We start from the raw sequence: 21149 nt of genomic DNA, 5'->3' as shown, positions 1-21149 counted from the left end.
CGAGCCTTCCCTTTTTGGTTTGGTCACTCGCTTTGTCCTATATATGTATAAAAATGCCCGGTTCATGGCTTTCCTTCAGGAACCTACCATGACCCGGGCTAACAATTATGAATGCATTTCCGTATTGATGGTTTCTTTTACCGTATCCATGTCTTTATCGACATCGATGTTTGGTTTCTTAGTCATCTTACTTACGATGATCGTCACGAGGACGCTCGCGATGATGCCTGGAATGATTTCGTATAGGTTGAAGAAGTCGTTGGTTTCGCCGAGTGGTTTGGCAAAGACGATCCACAGGATAACGACGATGGCACCAGCAAGCATACCGCTGATTGCGCCTGTTCGACTCAAACCTTTCCAGTATAATGACATAACGACTAACGGTCCGAATGCCGCACCGAAACCTGCCCATGCGTTGCCGACAAGATTCAAGATAGTGTCGTTCGGCGACCATGCAATAGCGATGGAAATACATGCAACGACTAGTACGGATAGACGTCCTACGAGCAAGAATTCTTTCTCGCGTTTCTTCGCAGCGTCTTCTCCGCGAATGAGTTTATAAAAATCTTCAGTTAGTGAGCTGGATGTCACGAGTAGTTGTGATGAAATGGTACTCATGATTGCAGCTAAGATAGCAGCTAGTAAGAAGCCACCGATGAGTGGATGGAATAGTATTTGCCCCATCAAGATGAAGAGTGTTTCTGGGTCTTTCAATTCTACGCCTTTATCTTTGACGAATGCGATACCGATTAAGCCTACGAATACTGCTCCGATCAAGCTGATAGCCATCCAGCCGATACCGAAGCGTCGTGCTGTACGTAGCTGTTTAACGGATTTGATACTCATAAAGCGCACGATAATATGTGGTTGGCCGAAGTAACCTAATCCCCATGCGAAGAAAGAGATGATCCCGATGACTGTTGTTCCTTTGAATAGGTCGAGGTTAGTCGGTTTCAAGTCTGTCACTTGGTCAAATGTGTCTAGTCCATTTAATTTCAGAAGTGCCACAATCGGTACCATAACCATTGCAATCAGCATAATGACACCTTGGAAGAAGTCTGTGAGTGAAACCGCAAGATAGCCTCCGAAGAAAGTATACGCGATAACGATCACTGAAATTAAGATTAAGCCCCAATGATAATCTAATCCGAAGGCACTATTGAAGAGTTTTCCGCCTGATACCATACCTGCATGTGTATACAGTGTGAAGAAGACGACGATTATTCCCCCGGAAATAATCTTGATAAGATTTGAATTGTCAGCTAAGCGGTTACGGAAAAAGTCTGGCAAAGTGATGGCATCGCCTGCTTGTTCTGTATACACGCGAAGCCTCGGTGCGACTACGATATAGTTGATGTAAGCACCGAGTGTCAGCCCTATCGCTAACCATGCTGCTGAAAGTCCAGTTGTATAAACTTCACCTGGCAAGCCCATAATCATCCAACCACTCATGTCAGATGCGCCTGCTGAGAGTGCTGTAACGTACGGCCCGATACTGCGGCCGCCGAGCATGTATTCACTCACGTTGCCTGTCGCCTTTTTATAGCCGTACCAGCCGATGACAAGCAAGATTAAGAAGTATGCCCCAATCATAATGTACGTTCGCCAGTCAGGATTCACCTGCTGGGATAGTGTTGCTCCTAAAGTAAACATGTCTAAAATAACATCCTTTCAAATTATTGTAATAAAATGTACGGATCGTTCTTAGGCATTACAAGGTGCTGAAGGAGTGCGCTAACGGCATGCATTACAGATAAACTGTCCCCACGGTTCATCGCATGTCTCAAGATAATATTTTGGATACTCACTGAAGCATTTAACTTGGGTGGTAGAAGTGTCGTGAGAGTATATTGCGAAAGCGGTTACTTCTTGTTAAATTCTAGACTCGAATCAATTATGTAATTTCAGTTCTCTCTTTTGTTGTGACAATACATAGTGAAATGTTTACCCCTATCATTCAATATGATTCAGAATCTTGTGACTAATCAAAATATTATTTTGAAATCCTTCATTTCCTTGCAACAAATAATTATTAACTTTTTAGCAAAGACGTTTATTAGCTTAACATAACCAATTTTTTTATCAAATTGCACATAACGAAATAAGCGTGATTTGCCCCATTTTTCTGAAAAATAAATATGCGCTCGTGACTAAAGCATCAGTGGTTACAGTGATTTCGAAAATTTTTTTGAAAAAATTTTATTAGACAAGAAAAATTGACAAATAAAATCAGATTTATTGGCTATTTATATTCAGTAACGGAGATAGAAGTTCAAGTCTTTTAATTTTTTAGAAAATTCTTTCTTTTTAAATTTTTTTGTATTATTCTGTTAAAAATTACACTAATACTGGAAAATTGAGAGGAGCACTTATGAAAGAAATTGGTTACAAAATTAAAGAATATCGAATTAATCAGCATCAAACTCTTAAACAATTAAGTGAAATAACAGGCTTATCAACAAGCTTTTTATCTCAAGTTGAACGCGGAGAATCTTCTATTGCTATAACTTCACTTAGTAAAATAGCTGATGCACTTAAAGTTGATATTACTTCATTTTTCTTACCAAATAAACAAAAAGATTTTCACATCATTCCATCAGACATCAAGCAATTCAAAATCAACCATTCTAATCAAGAATTTAAAAGAGTTTCAAGTGAATTTGAAAATCGAAAATTAGAAAATTTTATTATCACCATTCAGCCAAACGATCGTAGTGAATTATCCATGCATGAAGGAGAGGAATTATACTACGTAATTCAAGGAGAGCTAACATTTTTCATTGAAAATCAAAAATATGTAGTAAAAAAAGGAGAACTAATTCACTACCCTTCTAAACACAAACACTATTATGTTAATGAAACTGATTTTCCTGTCACAGTATTAAGTGTAGTTACACCTAAACTTTTTTAAAATGAAAGGGGTATGTTTATGCGTGTTGCAACAGATATAGGAGGAACATTTACTGATTTGGTAGCCTTGGATAACAATGGGGAATTAATCTTAGGTAAATCTGACACTACTCCAAAGAATTTTGAAGCTGGTATCTTTAATGTATTAGAGAAAGCTGATATTAATTTAAGAGATATAAGTATGTTTATTCATGGAACAACTATAGTAATAAATGCTTTAACAGAGAAAAAAGGTGTAAAAACTGGATTAATAACAACTAAAGGTTTTCGTGATGTCTTAGAAATAGGTCGCGGAAATCGCCCAGACCTTTTTAATGTTCGCTACAAGAAACCCGAACCTATAGTTGAGCGTCATTTACGCAAAGAGGTTTCAGAACGTTTGAATCATAAAGGGGATGAACTAAGCCCTGTAAATTTCGATGAAGTAGAAGAAATAATACAATATTTTAAGCAAGAAGGCGTAGAAGCTATAGCTATATCACTTTTGCATAGTTATCAAAATAATGAACATGAAGTAGCTATTGCTAATTATATTAATGACAATTATCCAGAGTTCTCAACTACCTATTCAACTGAATTAAACAATGAGTGGCGAGAATACGAAAGAACATATACTGCTGTACTGAATGCTTATGTTAAACCAATTGCAAATGAATATTTGACTAATCTCGAAAATAATATAACTGAGAAAAGTAGTAGTTCGAATAATTATGTAATGCAATCTAACGGAGGTACAAGTACATTTAAACATACTAAACAAGCTCCCATAAACATGGTAGAATCAGGCCCTGTTTCTGGAATTTTCGGTGCAGCAGTTCTAGGAGAAATACTTGGAGAAAATAATTTAATTGTATTAGATATTGGAGGTACTACTGCAAAATGCTCTTTAATAGAAAATAACAATGTAAAGGTATCTACAGATTACCACCTTGAAAGAACAAATAATTTTGCTGGTTATCCAATGAAAGTACCTGTAGTAGACATAGTAGAAATCGGTAATGGCGGAGGTTCTATTGCTTGGTTTGATGATAGTGGTTCTATAAAAGTCGGACCTAAATCTGCTGGAGCAGAACCCGGACCAATTGCTTATGGAAAAGGCGGTACTGAACCAACTACTACAGATGCAAATTTATTGTTAGGTCGTTTAAATATTGCAAATTTTGATACAAAAGTAACTATAAATGATTTAAAAAAGCAATTTGAAAAAACTTTTACTAAAAAGTTAAATGTTGATTTAGATGCTGCCGCAATGGGGATTATTAAAATTGCAAATTCCAATATGTTAAATGCTTTAAAACTAATTTCTGTACGTAAAGGCTACGATCCTAGAGATTTTACTATGGTTGCTATTGGAGGCGGAGGTCCCATGCATTCACAGGATTTAGCACGCGAATTAGGAGTTAAAAAAGTAATTGTCCCCTCTGCTTCTAGCGTTTTTGCTTCATGGGGTATGTTAATGTCTGATTTACGTCATGATTATTCACAAACTTTTTTAGCCAATACTAGTACGTTGAATTATAAGGATATCAACTTAAAATATAATCAGATGATTGAGGATGCAATTAATACTTTAAAACAAGAAGACGTTAATGAAGAAAAAATAGTTGTTACAAAAAAGATTGATTTACGTTATGAAGGCCAAGATCATCCTGTAGAAGTAACAGTTCCATATGAAGAAGTACAAGAAAATAATTTGAATGAAATAATAAAATCATTCCATAAAAAGCATGAACAGCTCTATACTTATACCTTACCTGAAAATGGTATTGAAATTGTAAATATTAAAATCAGTGTTTTAGGAAAAATCGATAAACCTATTATCAAAAAGATAACACCTCAAAAAGGTGATCCAGTCAAAGAAGAAAGAAATGTCTATTTTGAGAATCATGGTTGGGAAAAAGTAAAAATTTATAATCGTGATTTTCTGCCGATAGATGAAATTTTTGAAGGCCCGGCAGTAATTGAAGAAAAATCAACTACTATACCTATCAATCCGAAAGACAAAGTTAAAAAAGATGAATACGGAAACCTCATTATTTATATCGGAGGGGATAATTATGAATTATAAAACTGATCCATTTACTTACGAAGTGATAAAAGATTCTTTAATTTCCACAGGTGAAGAGATGTTTATTGCATTAGCAAAAACCTCTATGAGTCCAATCATTTATGAAGTACTTGATTATGCTTGCGGTCTCACTGATAAAAAAGGAGAGCTTGTAACATTAGGAAATGGTGTCACTGGGTTCATCGGGATGCTATCCTTTATGGTTAAAGAGACTTTAGAAACTTATGGCGATGACATTCATGAAGGAGATGTATTTTTAATAAATGATCCTTATAATGGCGGTGGTTCACATTTATGCGATGTAGGACTCGTACTTCCTATCTTTCAAGATCACGAGTTAGTAGCTTTTGTAGCTAATAAAGCCCATTGGACCGAAGTCGGTGGCAAAGATACTGGATCAATGTCTACGAATTCAACAGATGTTTATCAAGAAGGTTTACAATTCCCTTGCATCAAGCTCTTTGATAAAGGCATTGAAAATAAAGCTATTATCAAAATTATTGAATCTAATGTCCGATTCCCGAAACTTTCAATCGGCGATATGCGTGCACAAATAGCTTCTTTAAAAACAGGAGAAAAACGTATTCAAGGCCTATGCAAAAAATATTCAACTGAATCAATATTAGAAAGTATGGACCGTTTTTTAAATCAAGGAGAAGCATTAACTATTAAAGAAATAGAAAAGCTCCCAAACGGTACTTATAAGGTAGAATCACTTATCGACGATGATGGTATAACTGATAATCAAATACCTGTTCAATTAAAACTTACTATAACCGATAAAGAATTTATTTGTGATTTCCGAGGGTCTTCGCCTCAAGTTCAGGGACCGATAAATAGTTCATATACTGGTTTGGTATCTGCTGTAAGAACTATATTTTTAGCTATTACTAATCCATCTCAAGAAGTAAACGACGGATCATTCAGACCCTTAAAAATTATAACTGACGATGGATCTATTATTTCAGCAAAAAGACCCGCCCCTGTTTCCATGTATTGGGAATCTATGTTATATGGTACTGAATTAATCTGGCAAGCAATGGCTCCAGTTATTCCAGATCGATTAACCGCTGGTCATCTTTTATCCGTTTGTGTAGTTATTATGGGAGGAAAATTACCTGACAAAAATGAAAACTTTTTAATTGTAGAGCCATCTGTCGGAGGATGGGGAGCATCCAACAGCTTCGATGGAGATACTGGACAATTTTGTATATCTGATGGTGAGACTTTTAATGTTCCTATAGAAATAGCCGAAAATACTTACGGTGTACAAGTCGAGGAATATGCAATGCGAACAGACGGAAAAGGAGCCGGTCAATTCAGAGGAGGTTCTGGTGTAATAAGAACTTATAAAGCTATGACAGATGGTTAATTCTTTACAGGAAGCTTTGGTCATCATAAACATAATACCTGGGGGGCTAATGGAGGACATGAAGGCTCTAATAATGAATTCATATTCGAGAGAGCTGACGGTACTATAGACGGCCCATATGGTAAATACAACCAATATCCGTTAAATAAAGGTGATAAAGTTATTTTAAGAACAGCTACAGGCGGAGGCTATGGAAATCCAAAAAAACGTTTACGCAAAGCTATTGAGCGTGATATTAAAAATGGAATCATCACAAAAGAACAAGCAAAAGAAGATTATGGATATTAATATATAAAATATCTATTAGAAAGGGTTTTGCTTATGAAAGAAAATACTAGTAATGGTTTTTCAAAATCTGATAATCCCTTGGAAAGCGTACCTAATACAGAAAGACAACATTGGACCACTCCTGCCATTATATTTGGAGGATTAGAATTTACCATACCAGTCCTAATGGTTGGAGCTTCTTTAGCAGGATCATTTGGTTTAGTTCAAGTAGCATGGATTACAATTGTTGCTATGGTTGTATTCCAATGGCTAGGTAATACTATAAATGGATACATTGGATCCAAAACGGGACGCCCATCTTCAGTTATAGCTAAAAATAGCTTTGGAGACAGTCAAGCACGGTTTATAGCCGGCGGAACTATTTTTATAGTCTCTCTTGGCTGGTGGGCTCTTCAAACAGCAGTCGCTGGAAATGCTATATCAGCAATGTTTAAAGTAAATTATCATGAACATTGGATATTATGGGCTTTAATAACAACAATTGCTGGTTTATTATTTGCAATCCCTTCAATTATAGGCTATCAATCTATGAAATGGACAGATTATTTGGCTGTGCCTGCTGGTTTATTGCTAGTGATAGGTGGTATATATTTTGCTTTAAATAATACTGGTTTAGATAAATTGATGAGTTGGCATCCTAAACCTCAAATGTCTATACTTGCTGCAATCAGTTTAATTATCGGCGTTAATGTTTCACAATGGGTCATTGCAGCTGATTATACTCGTTATGCAAAACCAACTTGGAAAGACAACATTTTGATTCCTTTAGGTATTATTGCTGTTGGCATACCATTATTTATAGTAGGTGCAATAATGTCGGTAGGTGTTGGTGATGCAGATATAGTGGAAGTTATGATGGGACTTGGTTTTCCTGTATGGGGCTTTTTAATCTTGTGGTTTGCTACGTGGACTAGTCAACTAGTCAATAATTATAGTATGGGCCTAGCTTTTGCAAATTTACTGAATGTAAATTCACATAGAGGCAGACAATTTCTTACTTTAATAGGTACATTAATCGCTATTGGAATTGCTTTAGCAGGATTTCTAAAGTATTTCACAGATTTTTTAAATCTAACTGCCATCGTCTATCCAGCTATTGCTGGTATAATGTTTCTCGACTTTTTCCTTTTAAGAGATAGAAAATGGGAAAGTATCAAAGGATGGAATATCATTGCTACAGTTGCAATGATAATTGGTATGGCAGTGGGCTATTATACTCAATATACCAAGCCTATAGGTTTACCTGCTATCCAATCTTTATTTATTACAATGATTTCTTATTATATATTGATGAGGATCAAGGCTAAAGTTAAACCTGATGCTTTTACTCCAAACAAATGGCGAACTGATATTTTAAACAATGATGCTAATAAAATAGAATTGGAATGATAATTCTATTTCCAATCAATCCCCTGTAATATGGAATTTTACAAATTCCATATTACAGGGGGTTATAAGTTTTTAATACTTCTAGCATTACCTAATAACTTTCTATAAAATGAAATTATCTAACAGATACTTGATGGGTTTAAACTTTAACATTCAATTCACTCTCATGTCATCTTAAAAATAAAGCAAACTATATATTTTAGACCTCCTTCTCTCTTACTTCAGACAAACCGCAGTCTGACCTTTTTGAGTTTTGGTACCTCTTGGGAGTTCTGGATTAAGCATTCCCTTTACACTTCACTATACATAAACATAGCCCTCGAGCTAGTATACTAACTCAAGGACTTAATGTTAGTTTGCAACCTAATCACTTATTGTAGTTGTTTTCTTAAACTATTTTCTCACGTACTTTTCCTGAAATATAATCCACTATCGCTACCATTATTACTAGTCCGATTAAGATAATACCTACACGATCCCAAGAACGTGTTTGCAAGGCAAAGATTAATGGTGTTCCGATACCGCCTGCACCAATTAATCCCAAGATAGAAGCTGAACGTAAGTTAAGTTCGAAGCGATATAAGATTAACGATAGAAATGTCGGCAGTATTTGAGGAATGACCGCAAATGTTAAAGTTTTCATTTTATTCGCGCCACTGGCTTTTAATGATTCAGTTGCGCTTAAATCAACATTTTCAATATCTTCGGCAAATAATTTACCTAACATTCCGACTGAATGTATACCTAATGCAAGTACACCTGAGAATGAACCAGGTCCGACTGCTTTAATAAATATCAATGCCATAACGATTTCAGGAAATACACGGATGACACTGAGAATAAATTTGCTGAGGCCTGTCACCGGACGGAAACGTACAATATTTTTCGCACCGAGAAAAGCTAAGGGAATGCAGATAATAGCTGCAAGAATGGTTCCGACTACTGCTATCGCAAATGTTTCTAGCAATCCGCGTAACAAGTCTTCTCCTCCTGGTTGATAGACAAAGCCCCAATCTGGATGTGTGAGTCCATGTAAAATAGAACCGAGTATTTGTTGTGATTTCTGTTTCACTTCTAAAGCTGGCATTCCAGCAAATGCCCAAATTAATATTGCGACTACCGCTATAGCAATCGCTATATACTTTGCTTTACGTCGAGGATCTCCATATGCTTTCAATAATTCTTCTTTAGTATGTGTCATGTGAGTTGTTCCCTCACTTTCGAGCTGATGTAATCAATGATGACGACGATGACTAATGTAAACAGAATAATCATCGCTGTTCTGTCATATTGGAATAAACCGAGTGTCTGGTCGTAGAATAATCCGATACCACCCGCACCTACTAATCCTAAGACTGCAGCTGCCCGAATATTAATTTCAAAGGCAAACAGTACATAGGAGAAATAAGAAGCTAATGCTTGCGGCACTACTCCGAATACAATCCATTTTGTTTTATTAGCACCTACTGCAGTCATAGCTTCAAGCGGTCCCGGTTCAATCGCTTCTAACACTTCATACAATAACTTGGCGACGATACTGATTGTTAAAATGATAACTGCTAAGACCCCTGGTATTTGGCCAATACCAAAGACTGCCACAAAGATAGCGGCTAACAATAAATCTGGAATTGTTCGGACTATGTTTAATATAAAGCGTGCCGGCAATGCAATCCATTTAGAACGAGAAATATTTTTCGCACAAAGCAAGGCAATGGGCACTGCAATAATCGAGCCGATAAATGTACCTACGATAGCCATGCGAATCGTATCCAGCATAGGGTTCAGTATTTGCGAAATATAACTCCAGTCTGGTGGAAACATCTGACCAAAGAGTGAACCGATTTGTGGCAATCCATAGATTAAATCTCCAAAACTGAAGCCAGTATAGCTGATACTCCAGAACACTAAGAACAATAACAATACGATGGTCATTGTCGTTTTCAAAGACATCTTATGATTGAGCATCTCGGTATAATCTTTACGAGGTGTCACATTAATTCACCCCTAACTTCTCATCTTCGTTGATTGAGCGACCGTAAATTTGATTAAATGCATCATCGGTTGCTTCTTCTACTGGTCCATCAAAGACGAGTTTGCCGTCACGTAAACCGATAATACGCGTGCCATATTCACGTGCTAAATCTACAAAGTGCAAGTTGATGATAATGGTAATTCCTAACTCTTCGTTAATTCTTTTCAAGTCATCCATAACTTGTTTCGTAGTTAATGGATCTAAGGAAGCTACAGGTTCATCTGCCAAGATAATGGATGGTTCCTGACATAACGCACGTGCAATAGAAATACGTTGCTGCTGCCCTCCAGATAATTCATCAGAACGTGATTTATATTTGTCTAATATATTCACACGGTCTAAGGCTTCTAATGCTTTCAATTTATCCTCTTTCGGAAATAAACCGAGTACCATTTTCCATGTTGGATGATAACCGACACGCCCACTTAACACATTGCGCATCACTGAAGACCGCTTCACCAAATTAAAATTTTGAAAGATCATCCCGATATTACGTCGCATCTCCAACAACTTTTTCCCGCTCGCCTTTGCAATAGAAGCGCCATCAATTACAATATCTCCATCCGTAATATCATGCAGACGATTAATCGACCTTAACAGCGTCGACTTCCCAGCTCCAGAAAGCCCGACAATTACCGCAAAATCTCCCTTTTCAATATTTAAATTGATATGGTCTAATCCAACATGTCCGTTATCATACACTTTACTGACATCTCTAAATTCAATTTGACTCATTATTCTAATCCTTTCTTACTTAGACACTAAACGAAACATAAGCGCACTCACAGGGCGCATCACTGTCAACAATGGTCAACAGGAACGTTTGCCTATGAAATACGCTTTATGTCTATCATGTCTACTTAGCTTGAATTATTTCATTTCTTTAACTTTTTTATCGTATTCTCTTACAGTATCGAAGTTAGAGTCTTTACTGTCTGTGTAACCTTCATGTGAGTAAACATCACTGATAATTTTGTGTCCTTCTTTAGTTTTCGAAATATCTTTAAATGCTTTTTTCAATTTATCGCGCCATTTAGGATCCATATCACTGCGAACTGAAATAGTGTCATTCGGAATATCTTTTGTTAAAGCAAGTACTTTCGTATCTTTGTAAACATTCGGTTCATCTTTCTTCACGATTTTACGTGCATCTTGGAAGACTGCAGCTGCGTCCACATCACCGTTCATTAATGAAATAATCGCTTGGTCGTGACCTTTCATATTCACAACTTTCATGTCTTTTAATACATTGACGCCTTTTTTATCCATTTCAACTGCTGGGAATGTATAACCTGCTGTTGAAGTAACATCTTGCAAGGCAATTTTTTTACCTTTCAAATCTTTAATGTCTTTAATTCCTGAATCTTTCTTCACTAAAATTTCTGATTTATATTTGTCTGTTAACTTTTTAGAATCAGAACCGTCTTTATTCACACCAAAGCGTTGTGCTTGTAGTAATACATCTGCTGCATGTTGATCATGCGCTAACGTATAAGCAGTCGGAGGTAAGAATCCTACGTCTACTTTCTTAGATTTCATCGCTTCGACGATTGTATTGTAGTTTGTAGATACTGAAACTTTAACCGGAATACCAAGTTGTTTTGATAATAATTTTTCCAAAGGTTTCGCTTTGGCTTCTAACTTATCTGCATTTTGCGAAGGTACAAATTGAACTGTCAGCTCTTTAGGTTTATAGTCCCCACTACCCTTGCTGTCGCTGTCCTTCTTGTTATCTAATGAACTGCCCTTGCCACACGCTGAAACAAATACAATTACTGCCAACATCAAAATTAATAACGCCTTAAACGACGCACGTGCTTTCATAATTCTGTTAACCCCTTCCATATGTATAAAATGTCTTACAAACTCATTATATATACAACTTTAAATCCGATACAATATAATAATTGTGAAGATTTGGTAAAAGTTTTATCATTTATTTACGTACTTTGAAAACTTTTAATTCAAAGTTTAATTTTCGTAAAAAGCGAATTTATCTTATGTTATTCAACTCTCATAACCGATATACTGAAATCACTTTTAATATATGGAGGAAGTTTTAAAATGAAAAAATTACACAAAATTCTTGCGACCGTTGCTATCTCTGCTGTCGCACTTAATGCAGCACCTTTTCATACATATTCTTATGCAGCAACATCAACCCCCTCAATCGGAGAAAATCACAAAGGCGAAGTACTTTTCGATAATTCACATGGCCAAACAGCAGGCGCAGCTGATTGGACGATAGACGGCGGTTTTTCAGATTATGCAAACAGCATCGCTCAACAAGGTTACCGTGTTTCAGAATTACAAGACGAATCTCATATCACTCCCGAAACATTGAAGGGAAAGAAAATCTTAGTTATTCCGGAAGCTAATATTCCATTTAAAACTGCTGAACAGAAAGCTTTGGTGTCGTTCGCTAAACAAGGCGGCAGCATTCTCTTTATTTCTGACCACTATAACGCTGACCGCAACTTGAATCGTATCGACTCTTCTGAAGCAATGAACGGTTACCGCAGAGGTGCCTACAAAGATATGACTAAAGATATGGATGCAGGTGAGCGCAACTCTAAAGCCATGCAAGACGTTCAAAGTTCTGATTGGCTCGCACAAAACTTTGGTGTACGCTTTAGATATAATGCTTTAAATGATTTGAGCACTTCCAATATGTTGAAAGGTAAAGAAGGACTAGGCATTACAAATAAGGTCAATAAAGTGTCCATGCATGCAGGTTCGACGCTCGCAATTACTGATCCGAATAAAGCGAAAGGTATCATTTTCACTCCAGAAAATCTTTCAGCCAAACAAAAATGGAGTCACGCTGTTGATGAAGGGATTTATAATAGCGGTGGCAAAGCTGAAGGGCCTTATGTCGCTATCGCGAAAATAGGTAAAGGAAAAGCGGCATTTATTGGAGATTCCTCTTTAGTTGAAGATAGTTCGCCGAAATACAAACGTGAAGATAACGGGCAGACTAAGAAAACATATGACGGATTTAAAGAAGAAGATAATGCGCAATTCTTAACGAATCTGACACAATGGTTAGGTAAATCAGAAAGTGCAGATTCCATTACTGGTTTAGGCGTTTCTAAAGATAAGGTGACACAACTCAAGGATTTTGAGAAACCGGAAAGTTCTACTGAACCTGAAAAGGAACCCTGGAGCCAGCCGCCTAGCAATTATAAATGGTATGACCGTTCTACCTTCGCACCTGGAAGTTACGGTTCTGAAAAAGAAGGTAATTCTGATGCGCCTAGTAAGCCAGACAATCCCGCTCCGTCCGGGGATAATGTTAATGGAAATGGTGTAGATTTCTCTTTGCCTGAAACGATTAAAGCAGGGGAAACATTTACTATCAAAGTCAATTTAAAAGGACAATCTAAAAATCAAACGCTCTCTAACTTACGTGTAGGTATTTATGCAGATGGCGGTAAACAACTCGGCTTATTTGGCAACAGTACAACAGCCGGATATTCTGCACCTCAACAAGTTAAAACGAATGCATCAGGTAACGCAGTACTCACGATTAAAGCAAAAACGACATCTGACTACCAAGGTACTGCTCAAATCCGTCTCAAACAAAATGATAAAAATCTTAAAACACAGCCGCTTCACATCAATTAACATATATCAGGAGGATTTACAGTGACACAATTAGCTTTTTACGTCGTCAGTGACGTACATGGATATATTTTTCCTACCAATTATCAAGAAAGCCAGCAACAATTGCCGATGGGATTATTACATGCGAAACAATTAATTGAACAAGATCAAGTTCAATATCCACATCATATCTTGATTGATAACGGAGATTTCTTGCAAGGTTCCCCTCTTGGCCATTATTTAGCGAAAGAATTGGGTTCTGCACAGAAATTAGCCAATATTTACAATCATTTCGGATTTGATGTAGGAATCATCGGCAATCATGAATTCAATTTCGGATTATCTTATTTGTTAGAGACTTTAGATAAACTTCAATTCCCTATACTTTCTGCGAACATCTTAAAAGACGGCCGCCCTTTTACGGGTCACGGTGTAGATTATATCGAGCGCGCTGGTCTGAAAATCGGTATTATCGGTTTAACCACACAATATGTGCCGCATTGGGAACAAGCCGACCATATTGAAGGACTGACTTTTGAAAGTGCCGCTTCTACTTTGAAGAAATGGCTGCCAGAAATCAGAGCCAAAGCTGATATTGTGGCTGTTTGTTATCACGGAGGCTTTGAAAGAGCGCTTGGAAGCGGCGAACCGACAGAGGCACTGACAGGAGAAAATGAAGGTTACGCTTTGCTTGAACGTTTCCATTCAGACATCGACCTGTTGATTACGGGTCACCAACATCGCCAAATCGCTGAAACTGTACATGGCATTCCTGTTATACAACCCGGCACTAAAGGGGAAAAAGTCGGGAAAATCGTCTTGGATATTGAAGGGGACCAAATTCAGTGTACGGAAGTCAGTCTTCTTGCGAACGAAACTTTAACGCCGGTGCCTGATCCAAATCCAGAATTTCAACAAAAAATGGCGGCGTTTGATGCTGAAGTGGATGCGTGGCTCGATATCCCGATTGCACATCTGCAAGAGACTATGCAGATTGAAGACCCATTTCTTGCCCGTACTCAACCACATCCTTATATTAATTTCTTGAATTATATTTTGATGAAAGTCAGCGGTGCGCAAATCGCTGCTTCGGCCCTTTTCGACTTGTCACAAGGCTTCGGTCATGAGGTCACTATGCGGGACGTCTTAAATAACTATCCTTTTCCGAACACCTTCAACGTATTAGAAGTGTCAGGGCAAGATATTAAAAATGCGTTAGAACAAACGGCCGAATACTTTGCGGTAGAAAATGGAGAGGTTGTGGTCAATCCGCAATTTGTTGAGCCCAAACCTCAACACTATAATTACGATATTTACTCTGGCATCAGCTACACCATTAAAGTGAGCAATCCTGTCGGCCAGCGTATTATCCAATTGGAATTTCAAGGCGAGTCGCTGCAATTGTCTCAAACTTATACCCTCGCTTTAAACAATTACCGAGCAGTTGGCGGAGGCAATTATTCTATGTTTACAGCAGATAAAATTGTGAAAGATATTCAAATTGAAGGGGCACAATTAATTATCGACTATTTACAACAACATCCTGAACTGAAGATACCAAATATCACAAACTTTAAAGTGGAAGTTTAACGTAAAAAATCGACAATGCTGCAGATTCATACGCACATTGTCGATTTCTTTATATATATAAGTGTATTAGAAAAACGGAATCACTTTACTCGCTTCAATGATATCCTTCGTATAGAAGAATTGTTTCCCTTGTCCTGTATAGGCGGGTTCTAAAATCATATTTGTCTTCGCACTATACAACCAATCTGGGTGGAGGTTGCTACTTAAGATTTCTTGGAATTCTTGAAACTCCTTAGTCCAATCCAAATTGATTTCCACTTGGTTCACCTCAATTTGTTCAAATTCTACAATAAAATTTTGACTCAATTGTTTATTTTTTTCAAGTTTTAATTGTACGAATAAAAGGAAATTTTAATAGATGATTACTTTCAATTCATGTCATCCTCGCTTACAATGAGTCTAATCACTATTATTTCGCTTAACAAAGGGGGTTCTACATATGTTCTTAGCATGGAATGAAATGAAACGAAATAAATTGAAATTCGGTTTGATTATCGGTGTGTTAATTATGATCAGCTACTTGCTCTTTTTACTATCAGGCTTAGCGAACGGCTTGATTAATATGAACCGAGAAGGTATCGATAAGTGGCACGCTGATGCTATCGTCTTGAATAAAGATGCGAATCAGACCGTGGAACAATCTATTTTTGATAAAAAAGAAGCTGACCATACCTTTAAAAAGTCAACTTTATTAAAGCAGACGGGTGTGATTGTTTCGAATGGCAAGAAAGAAGAAAACGCCCTATTATTCGGTGTATCTAAGGATTCTTTTTTAATGCCGAAAATCATTCAAGGACATAAATTCACTAAAGATAATCAAGTGGTCGCTGATGAAACTTTAAAAGAAAAAGGATTTAAAGTTGGAGATCAATTATCTTTATCACAATCTGATGAGAAATTAAAAATTGTCGGTTTTAGTGAAAGCGCAAAATATAATGCTTCTCCTGTTTTATTTTCAAACTATCACACACTTCAAGAAATCAATCCTAAAATGACTGCGGATAAAACCAATGCAGTAGTAGTGCGCGATAAACATTGGAAAGATGAGAAATTAAATTCTGATTTAGAAGCAATCGGCATCGAAAATTTCGTGCAAAATTTGCCAGGCTATAAAGCACAGAATCTGACACTTAATTTCATGATTACATTCTTGTTTATCATCTCAGCAACGGTTATCGGCATTTTCCTCTATGTCATCACCTTGCAGAAAACAAACTTATTCGGTGTCTTGAAAGCCCAAGGATTTACGAACGGTTACCTGGCGAAAGTCGTATTGGCACAAACCTTCATTATCGCCTTAATCGGTACGTTGATTGGTTTAGGCTTAACCTTGTTGACTGGCTTATTCTTGCCAAGTGCAGTGCCTGTCGCATTCAACCCGGTTACCTTGGTCATTTACGGTATCGTCTTAATTGTCGTTTCCCTAGTCGGCAGCTTATTCTCAATTTTGACGATTCGCAAAGTAGATCCGCTGAAAGCAATAGGATAGAGAGGAGTGAACGCAATGTTAGAATTTAAAGATGTCACGAAATCATTTAAAGACGGTAATAGAACGATTGAAGCTGTTAAACCGACGACTTTGAAATTTGATAAGAGCGAACTTATTGGTATTATCGGTCCGTCAGGTTCAGGCAAGAGTACCTTTCTGACGATGGCCGGCGCCTTGCAAACACCGTCGTCCGGTGAAATTATTATTAACGATAAAGATATTACACACTTGTCGCAGAAACAATTGGCCCGCACACGTATGGAAGATATCGGCTTTATTCTGCAAGCCACAAACCTCGTTCCTTTTTTAACAGTCAAACAGCAATTCATTATGTTGAAAAAGCAAAAGAAAGATGTGCTCAGCGATGAAGAGTTGTCTCATCTGATGGAACAGCTGGGGCTGACGGAAGTTGAAAATAAGTTACCGAGTGAAATTTCCGGTGGGCAGAAACAGCGTGTCGCTATTGTTAAAGCGTTATATACCAAGCCTTCGATTATCTTGGCTGACGAACCAACCGCTTCTCTCGATACAGAGAATGCTATGGAAGTCATGAAGATTTTGAAAAAGGAAACCCAAAAAATGCATAAAACCTGCATAGTGGTCACACATGATGAGCGATTGATGAAATTCTGCGACAAAGTGTATCACATGCATGATGGCGTATTGCGCGAAACGGATGCGGAGCGGGATTGGACTTAAATATCCCGCTCCGGTTCACTATAATAGAGGGAGCAACTTGGAACAAGCGCGTTGTCTATTTAAACAGCGACTGCCAGTTCAAGAATATGGGCCAGGACATTGTGTTGTCCTGGCCCTTCCTTTGTTTATCGGTAGATACATCCATTTATATCGTGAAAGTGTCTAGATAACACCTTTTTCTAGACACTAGTTTTCGAGCAGTGTCTAGATAACACCTTTTTCTAGACACTAGTTTTTGAGAAGTGTCTAGATAACACACTTTTCTAGACACTACTTTTTGAGAAGTGTCTAAATAACACACTTTTCTAGACACTAATTTTTGAGAAGTGTCTAAATAACACACTTTTCTAGACACTAGTTTTCGAGCAGTGTCTAAATAACATCTTTTTCTAGACACTAGTTTTCGAGCAGTGTCTAGATAACACCTTTTTCTAGACACTAGTTTTTGAGAAGTGTCTAGATAAAACCCTTTTCTAGACACTACTTTTTGAGAAGTGTCTAAATAACACCTTTTTCTAGACACTACTTTTTGAGAAGTGTCTAAATAACACACTTTTCTAGACACTACTTTTTGAGTAGTGTCTAAATAACACACTTTTCTAAACACTAGTTTTCGAGCAGTGTCTAAATAACATCTTTTTCTAGACACTAGTTTTCGAGTAGTGTCTAGATAACACCTTTTTCTAGACACTAATTTTCGAGTAGTGTCTAAATAACACCCTTTTCTAGACACTACTTTTTGAGAAGTGTCTAAATAACACCTTTTTCTAGACACTAGTTTTCGAGTAGTGTCTAGATAACACCTTTTTCTAGACACTAATTTTCGAGTAGTGTCTAAATAACACCTTTCTCTAGACACTAGTTTTTAAGCAGTGTCTAAATAACACCTTTTTCTAGACACTTCTCCATCCAAAATGTCCAAAAACCTCAAACCTCCCCATCACTCTACTTGTAATGTTTCGCCACTTCTGTAAACATATCGAAAGCCATTTCAAATGACGCTTCGTTTAAAGCAAATCTTGGATGATGATGCGGTCTATCATATTCTCCTTCTGCTTGGCCCGCACCGATAAATGCATAAGTACTTGGCACAATATTTGAAAAGGCGCTGAAATCTTCTCCGCCCATCATCGGATCTCTAGTTACTACTTTTCCCGGGAAATAAGTTTCGGCCAACTGTTTTACCCAGCGCGTTTGTTCGGGGTCATTATAGACACTGTCGTACCCTACTTTGTAATCTAATACATATTCTGCGCCGACACTGTCGCAGGTACTCTTCAGCAAACGCTCCATTTGAGTCATCACGAGATGGCGGTTTGCTTGAGTAGTCGTGCGCACAGAACCGCCGAGTTCCGCTTTATCCGCAATGACATTTTCAGCACCGAATGTCCCTGCTTGAAAGATAGTATTCGACACTACTACTGGATCGAATGGATAGACTTGGCGCGATACGATGGTTTGCAAGGCATTCACAAACTGTGCACCTAATACCAATGGATCAATCGTCATTTCTGGCATACTGGAATGACCGCCACGACCTTGTATCGTGATGTGGTAAATATCAGAGTTCGCACTGGCCGGTCCTTCTTTAATGTCGATCAACCCTAATTCGAGCTGCGTCCACAAATGATGACCGTAAATAAAGTCGAAATCATCAAAGTAGCCTGTGGCCACCATTTCACGTGCACCGCCGGGAATTAATTCCTCGGCATGTTGAAAGATACAATGCACCTCATTAGGAATCGTTTCTAGATGATCATTGAAGTAATGCGCAGCACCGAGCAGTACGGCAGTATGCCCATCATGACCGCACGCATGCATGACACCTTCATTTTGAGATACAAAGTCAAATTCTTCGCGTTGTTCGGTTACTGGCAAGGCATCGATATCTGCACGCAAGCCGATTTTCTTGCCTTGCCCTTCATTAAATACCGCAACAGTGCTTGTTTCAGTCAGTTCGACGACTTTGCAAAGCTCCATTTCACGCAGTTTAGACCGGATAAATTGTGCGGTTTCATATTCTTTAAAAGAAACCTCTGGGTGAGCATGCAGATGTCTGCGATAGTCTATAATTTTGTCTTGATATTGTTCGTAATTCATAGTGTTGTCCCCCTTCTTGTTCTGATGAAATCTTTACTGGGTCTCCACTCTCCAAGGCTTTCTTTTCCCAAATGGGTTTATGGAAGGTGGATGGGACCGCCTGGACCGACTGGTATGCCAAGCAGGTACCATAGTATCAGCAGTAATGTCCAGAAGATGCCGAATGCGACTGAGTAGGGCATGAGTGCGGCGATGAGTGTGCCGATGCCGATGTCTTTCTGATAGCGTTGTGCGAAGGATAGGAGTAACGGCAGGTAAGGCATCATGGGTGTTATGGGGTTCGTGATGGAATCGCCGACTCGGTAGATGACTTGTGTAAAGGCGGGATGGTAGCCGAGCAGCATGAGCATGGGCACGAGTATGGGTGCGAGTATGGCCCATTTGGCTGAGGCGCTCCCCATCAGCATGTTGATGCCTGCTGAAAGTATTAGGACTCCGAGTATTAAGATGACGCCGTTTGCGCCTTTGAGTACTTCTGCACCTTTGATGGCCATAATGGTACCGAGGTTGCTCCAAGTGAAATAGGCCAGCATCTGTGCGGCGAAGAAGACGATAACGATGAAAGGTCCCATGGTGCTCATGGCGTCTCCTAGCATTTCAGCGAATTGGCGTGTGGTACGCATGGTTTTGGCTGCGAATCCGTAAATGAGTCCGGGTACTAGGAATAAAATGGTGATGATTGGTACGATTCCGTTCATCAGTGGCGAATCATTGATTAAGCTGCCTGTCTTCGCATTACGTAAGATGCCGTTTTCGGGAATGGCTAAAGCTGCGATAATGATGAGGACAAGGACTAAACCGATATTGGCAAATAGCATGGCGCGGCGTTCTTGTTTGGTAATGTCGTCTTCCTCTTCATGAACGGAACTATCATAGTTTCCGAAGCGCGGAATCACAATTTTGACGGTCACAAACCAGGCAACTATGAGCAAGAGTAAGGTGGAGGCGCATAAGAAGTAATAGTTCATTGCTGCGTTGACATGCACTGAATCACTTACTAGCTTTGCGGCTGGTTCGGTAAAAGAAACCACGAGTGCGTCGGTCATTCCGATAACGAGACTGGCTGAGAAACCGCCGAGTGCTGAAGCATAGGCCATTACGAGTCCAGCAATCGGGTGGTAACCTAGTTTAATAAAGATCATGGCTGCGATAGGTGGCAATACAATGGGCGCAGCGTCCCCTGCTGCGTTACCGAGAATTCCCACTAAAATAATGACGGGAACGATAATTTTCTTCGGTGCTTTTTCAATGGTGTATTTCATGACCGTTTCGAAGTAACCTGTCTTTTCCGCAATGCCTACCCCTAGCATTACGACCAGTACAAGTCCTAACGGTGGAAAGGTCGCAAAGTTATTGACCGCTTCGGAAATCATCTTCGCAATTCCGCTTGGTGTCAATAAGTTGACTGCTTCCACAACTTTTCCATCTGCCGGATTCTTGGCTTTGACGCCCAGTGAACCTGTAATGACTGAGGCGATCAAAATAATGACACAGAGTGAGATGAAAATCACGACTGGATCCGGCAATTTATTACCTGACTTTTCGATAATATCCAGCGACCTGTCTACAAACCCTTTTTTCTTCTTTGCTTCTGACATACGCATAC

At 38.4% G+C, this 21149-nt stretch carries 15 protein-coding genes and 1 pseudogene; 8 read left to right on the top strand and 8 right to left on the bottom strand.

The window, feature by feature from the left end; all coding sequences use genetic code 11:
- Nucleotides 1-105 precede the first annotated feature (105 nt).
- Nucleotides 106-1653: a sodium/proline symporter PutP gene (gene putP / locus CKV71_RS01105; protein ID WP_095102946.1), complete on the bottom strand. Its 1548-nt coding sequence runs from the start codon at nt 1651-1653 to the stop codon at nt 106-108.
- Between the two features lie 718 nt (nt 1654-2371).
- Here putP and CKV71_RS01100 point away from each other — a divergent pair.
- The 4 genes and pseudogenes from CKV71_RS01100 (at nt 2372) to CKV71_RS01085 (ending at nt 8027) form a co-directional block, all read left to right on the top strand.
- Nucleotides 2372-2911 (top strand): helix-turn-helix domain-containing protein, encoded by a 540-nt coding sequence (locus CKV71_RS01100; RefSeq protein WP_095102944.1) that lies wholly within the window; start codon nt 2372-2374, stop codon nt 2909-2911.
- An 18-nt stretch (nt 2912-2929) separates the two neighbouring features.
- Nucleotides 2930-4978, top strand: coding sequence for a hydantoinase/oxoprolinase family protein (locus CKV71_RS01095; protein ID WP_095102942.1), 2049 nt, complete (start codon nt 2930-2932; stop codon nt 4976-4978).
- Nucleotides 4968-6638, top strand: a pseudogene (locus tag CKV71_RS01090) (hydantoinase B/oxoprolinase family protein). Before CKV71_RS01095 ends, CKV71_RS01090 begins: the two are co-directional and overlap by 11 nt.
- A gap of 33 nt (nt 6639-6671) precedes the next feature.
- The gene (locus CKV71_RS01085) at nt 6672-8027 is read left to right on the top strand and encodes a purine-cytosine permease family protein (RefSeq protein ID WP_095102940.1); all 1356 of its coding nucleotides are present in this window, start codon (nt 6672-6674) and stop codon (nt 8025-8027) included.
- A 388-nt stretch (nt 8028-8415) separates the two neighbouring features.
- Here the strand turns inward: CKV71_RS01085 and phnE (CKV71_RS01080) are convergent, their stop codons facing one another.
- The 4 genes from phnE (CKV71_RS01080) to CKV71_RS01065 form a co-directional block, all read right to left on the bottom strand.
- Nucleotides 8416-9228, bottom strand: a complete 813-nt coding sequence (phnE, locus tag CKV71_RS01080; RefSeq protein WP_095102938.1) for a phosphonate ABC transporter, permease protein PhnE — start codon at nt 9226-9228, stop codon at nt 8416-8418.
- Nucleotides 9225-9992, bottom strand: coding sequence for a phosphonate ABC transporter, permease protein PhnE (phnE, locus tag CKV71_RS01075; RefSeq protein ID WP_095107181.1), 768 nt, complete (start codon nt 9990-9992; stop codon nt 9225-9227). Before phnE (CKV71_RS01075) ends, phnE (CKV71_RS01080) begins: the two co-directional genes overlap by 4 nt.
- Nucleotides 9993-10020: 28 nt before the next feature.
- Complete coding sequence (gene phnC / locus CKV71_RS01070; protein WP_095102936.1) at nt 10021-10794, bottom strand: phosphonate ABC transporter ATP-binding protein; 774 nt, start codon at nt 10792-10794, stop codon at nt 10021-10023.
- Nucleotides 10795-10929: 135 nt separating this feature from the next.
- On the bottom strand, nt 10930-11883 hold the full coding sequence (locus tag CKV71_RS01065) for a phosphate/phosphite/phosphonate ABC transporter substrate-binding protein (RefSeq protein WP_095102934.1): 954 nt from the start codon (nt 11881-11883) through the stop codon (nt 10930-10932).
- A 240-nt stretch (nt 11884-12123) separates the two neighbouring features.
- Here CKV71_RS01065 and CKV71_RS01060 point away from each other — a divergent pair, with 240 nt between their 5' ends.
- Together CKV71_RS01060 and CKV71_RS01055 are read left to right on the top strand one after the other, a co-directional pair.
- Entirely contained in the window at nt 12124-13686 is a 1563-nt protein-coding gene (locus CKV71_RS01060) for a DNA-binding protein (RefSeq protein WP_095102932.1), read from the top strand.
- Between the two features lie 21 nt (nt 13687-13707).
- A complete protein-coding gene (locus CKV71_RS01055; protein WP_095102930.1) occupies nt 13708-15255 on the top strand; it encodes a bifunctional metallophosphatase/5'-nucleotidase in 1548 nt (515 codons plus the stop codon).
- 66 nt (nt 15256-15321) lie between these two features.
- Here the strand turns inward: CKV71_RS01055 and CKV71_RS01050 are convergent, their stop codons facing one another.
- The gene (locus CKV71_RS01050) at nt 15322-15513 is read right to left on the bottom strand and encodes a hypothetical protein (protein WP_095102928.1); all 192 of its coding nucleotides are present in this window, start codon (nt 15511-15513) and stop codon (nt 15322-15324) included.
- A 181-nt stretch (nt 15514-15694) separates the two neighbouring features.
- Between CKV71_RS01050 and CKV71_RS01045 the strand changes: the two genes are divergently transcribed.
- Together CKV71_RS01045 and CKV71_RS01040 are read left to right on the top strand one after the other, a co-directional pair.
- Complete coding sequence (locus CKV71_RS01045) at nt 15695-16744, top strand: ABC transporter permease (protein WP_095102926.1); 1050 nt, start codon at nt 15695-15697, stop codon at nt 16742-16744.
- Between the two features lie 15 nt (nt 16745-16759).
- Nucleotides 16760-17443, top strand: a complete 684-nt coding sequence (locus CKV71_RS01040) for an ABC transporter ATP-binding protein (protein ID WP_095102924.1) — start codon at nt 16760-16762, stop codon at nt 17441-17443.
- A 945-nt stretch (nt 17444-18388) separates the two neighbouring features.
- Here the strand turns inward: CKV71_RS01040 and CKV71_RS01035 are convergent.
- Together CKV71_RS01035 and CKV71_RS01030 are read right to left on the bottom strand one after the other, a co-directional pair.
- Complete coding sequence (locus tag CKV71_RS01035; RefSeq protein ID WP_095102923.1) at nt 18389-19543, bottom strand: M20 metallopeptidase family protein; 1155 nt, start codon at nt 19541-19543, stop codon at nt 18389-18391.
- A 77-nt stretch (nt 19544-19620) separates the two neighbouring features.
- The gene (locus tag CKV71_RS01030; RefSeq protein WP_095102921.1) at nt 19621-21141 is read right to left on the bottom strand and encodes an AbgT family transporter; all 1521 of its coding nucleotides are present in this window, start codon (nt 21139-21141) and stop codon (nt 19621-19623) included.
- Between the last annotated feature and the right edge of the window lie 8 nt (nt 21142-21149).

The organism is Staphylococcus piscifermentans, from assembly GCF_900186985.1.
GTDB classification, from domain to species: Bacteria; Bacillota; Bacilli; order Staphylococcales; family Staphylococcaceae; genus Staphylococcus; species Staphylococcus piscifermentans.
Note: the sequence above shows the minus strand (reverse complement) of the source record. Positions and strands in the feature narration are given on the sequence as shown.

Excerpts from the sequence above, each read along its gene's own strand:
- CKV71_RS01045 (WP_095102926.1), top strand. The coding sequence starts at position 15,695 with ATGTTCTTAGCATGGAATGAAATGAAACGAAATAAATTGAAATTCGGT.
- phnC (WP_095102936.1), bottom strand. The coding sequence starts at position 10,794 with ATGAGTCAAATTGAATTTAGAGATGTCAGTAAAGTGTATGATAACGGA.
- CKV71_RS01095 (WP_095102942.1), top strand. The coding sequence starts at position 2,930 with ATGCGTGTTGCAACAGATATAGGAGGAACATTTACTGATTTGGTAGCC.
- CKV71_RS01065 (WP_095102934.1), bottom strand. The coding sequence starts at position 11,883 with ATGAAAGCACGTGCGTCGTTTAAGGCGTTATTAATTTTGATGTTGGCA.
- CKV71_RS01100 (WP_095102944.1), top strand. The coding sequence starts at position 2,372 with ATGAAAGAAATTGGTTACAAAATTAAAGAATATCGAATTAATCAGCAT.
- CKV71_RS01030 (WP_095102921.1), bottom strand. The coding sequence starts at position 21,141 with ATGTCAGAAGCAAAGAAGAAAAAAGGGTTTGTAGACAGGTCGCTGGAT.
- CKV71_RS01060 (WP_095102932.1), top strand. The coding sequence starts at position 12,124 with ATGAAAAAATTACACAAAATTCTTGCGACCGTTGCTATCTCTGCTGTC.
- putP (WP_095102946.1), bottom strand. The coding sequence starts at position 1,653 with ATGTTTACTTTAGGAGCAACACTATCCCAGCAGGTGAATCCTGACTGG.
- phnE (WP_095102938.1), bottom strand. The coding sequence starts at position 9,228 with ATGACACATACTAAAGAAGAATTATTGAAAGCATATGGAGATCCTCGA.
- phnE (WP_095107181.1), bottom strand. The coding sequence starts at position 9,992 with ATGCTCAATCATAAGATGTCTTTGAAAACGACAATGACCATCGTATTG.
- CKV71_RS01035 (WP_095102923.1), bottom strand. The coding sequence starts at position 19,543 with ATGAATTACGAACAATATCAAGACAAAATTATAGACTATCGCAGACAT.
- CKV71_RS01040 (WP_095102924.1), top strand. The coding sequence starts at position 16,760 with ATGTTAGAATTTAAAGATGTCACGAAATCATTTAAAGACGGTAATAGA.
- CKV71_RS01085 (WP_095102940.1), top strand. The coding sequence starts at position 6,672 with ATGAAAGAAAATACTAGTAATGGTTTTTCAAAATCTGATAATCCCTTG.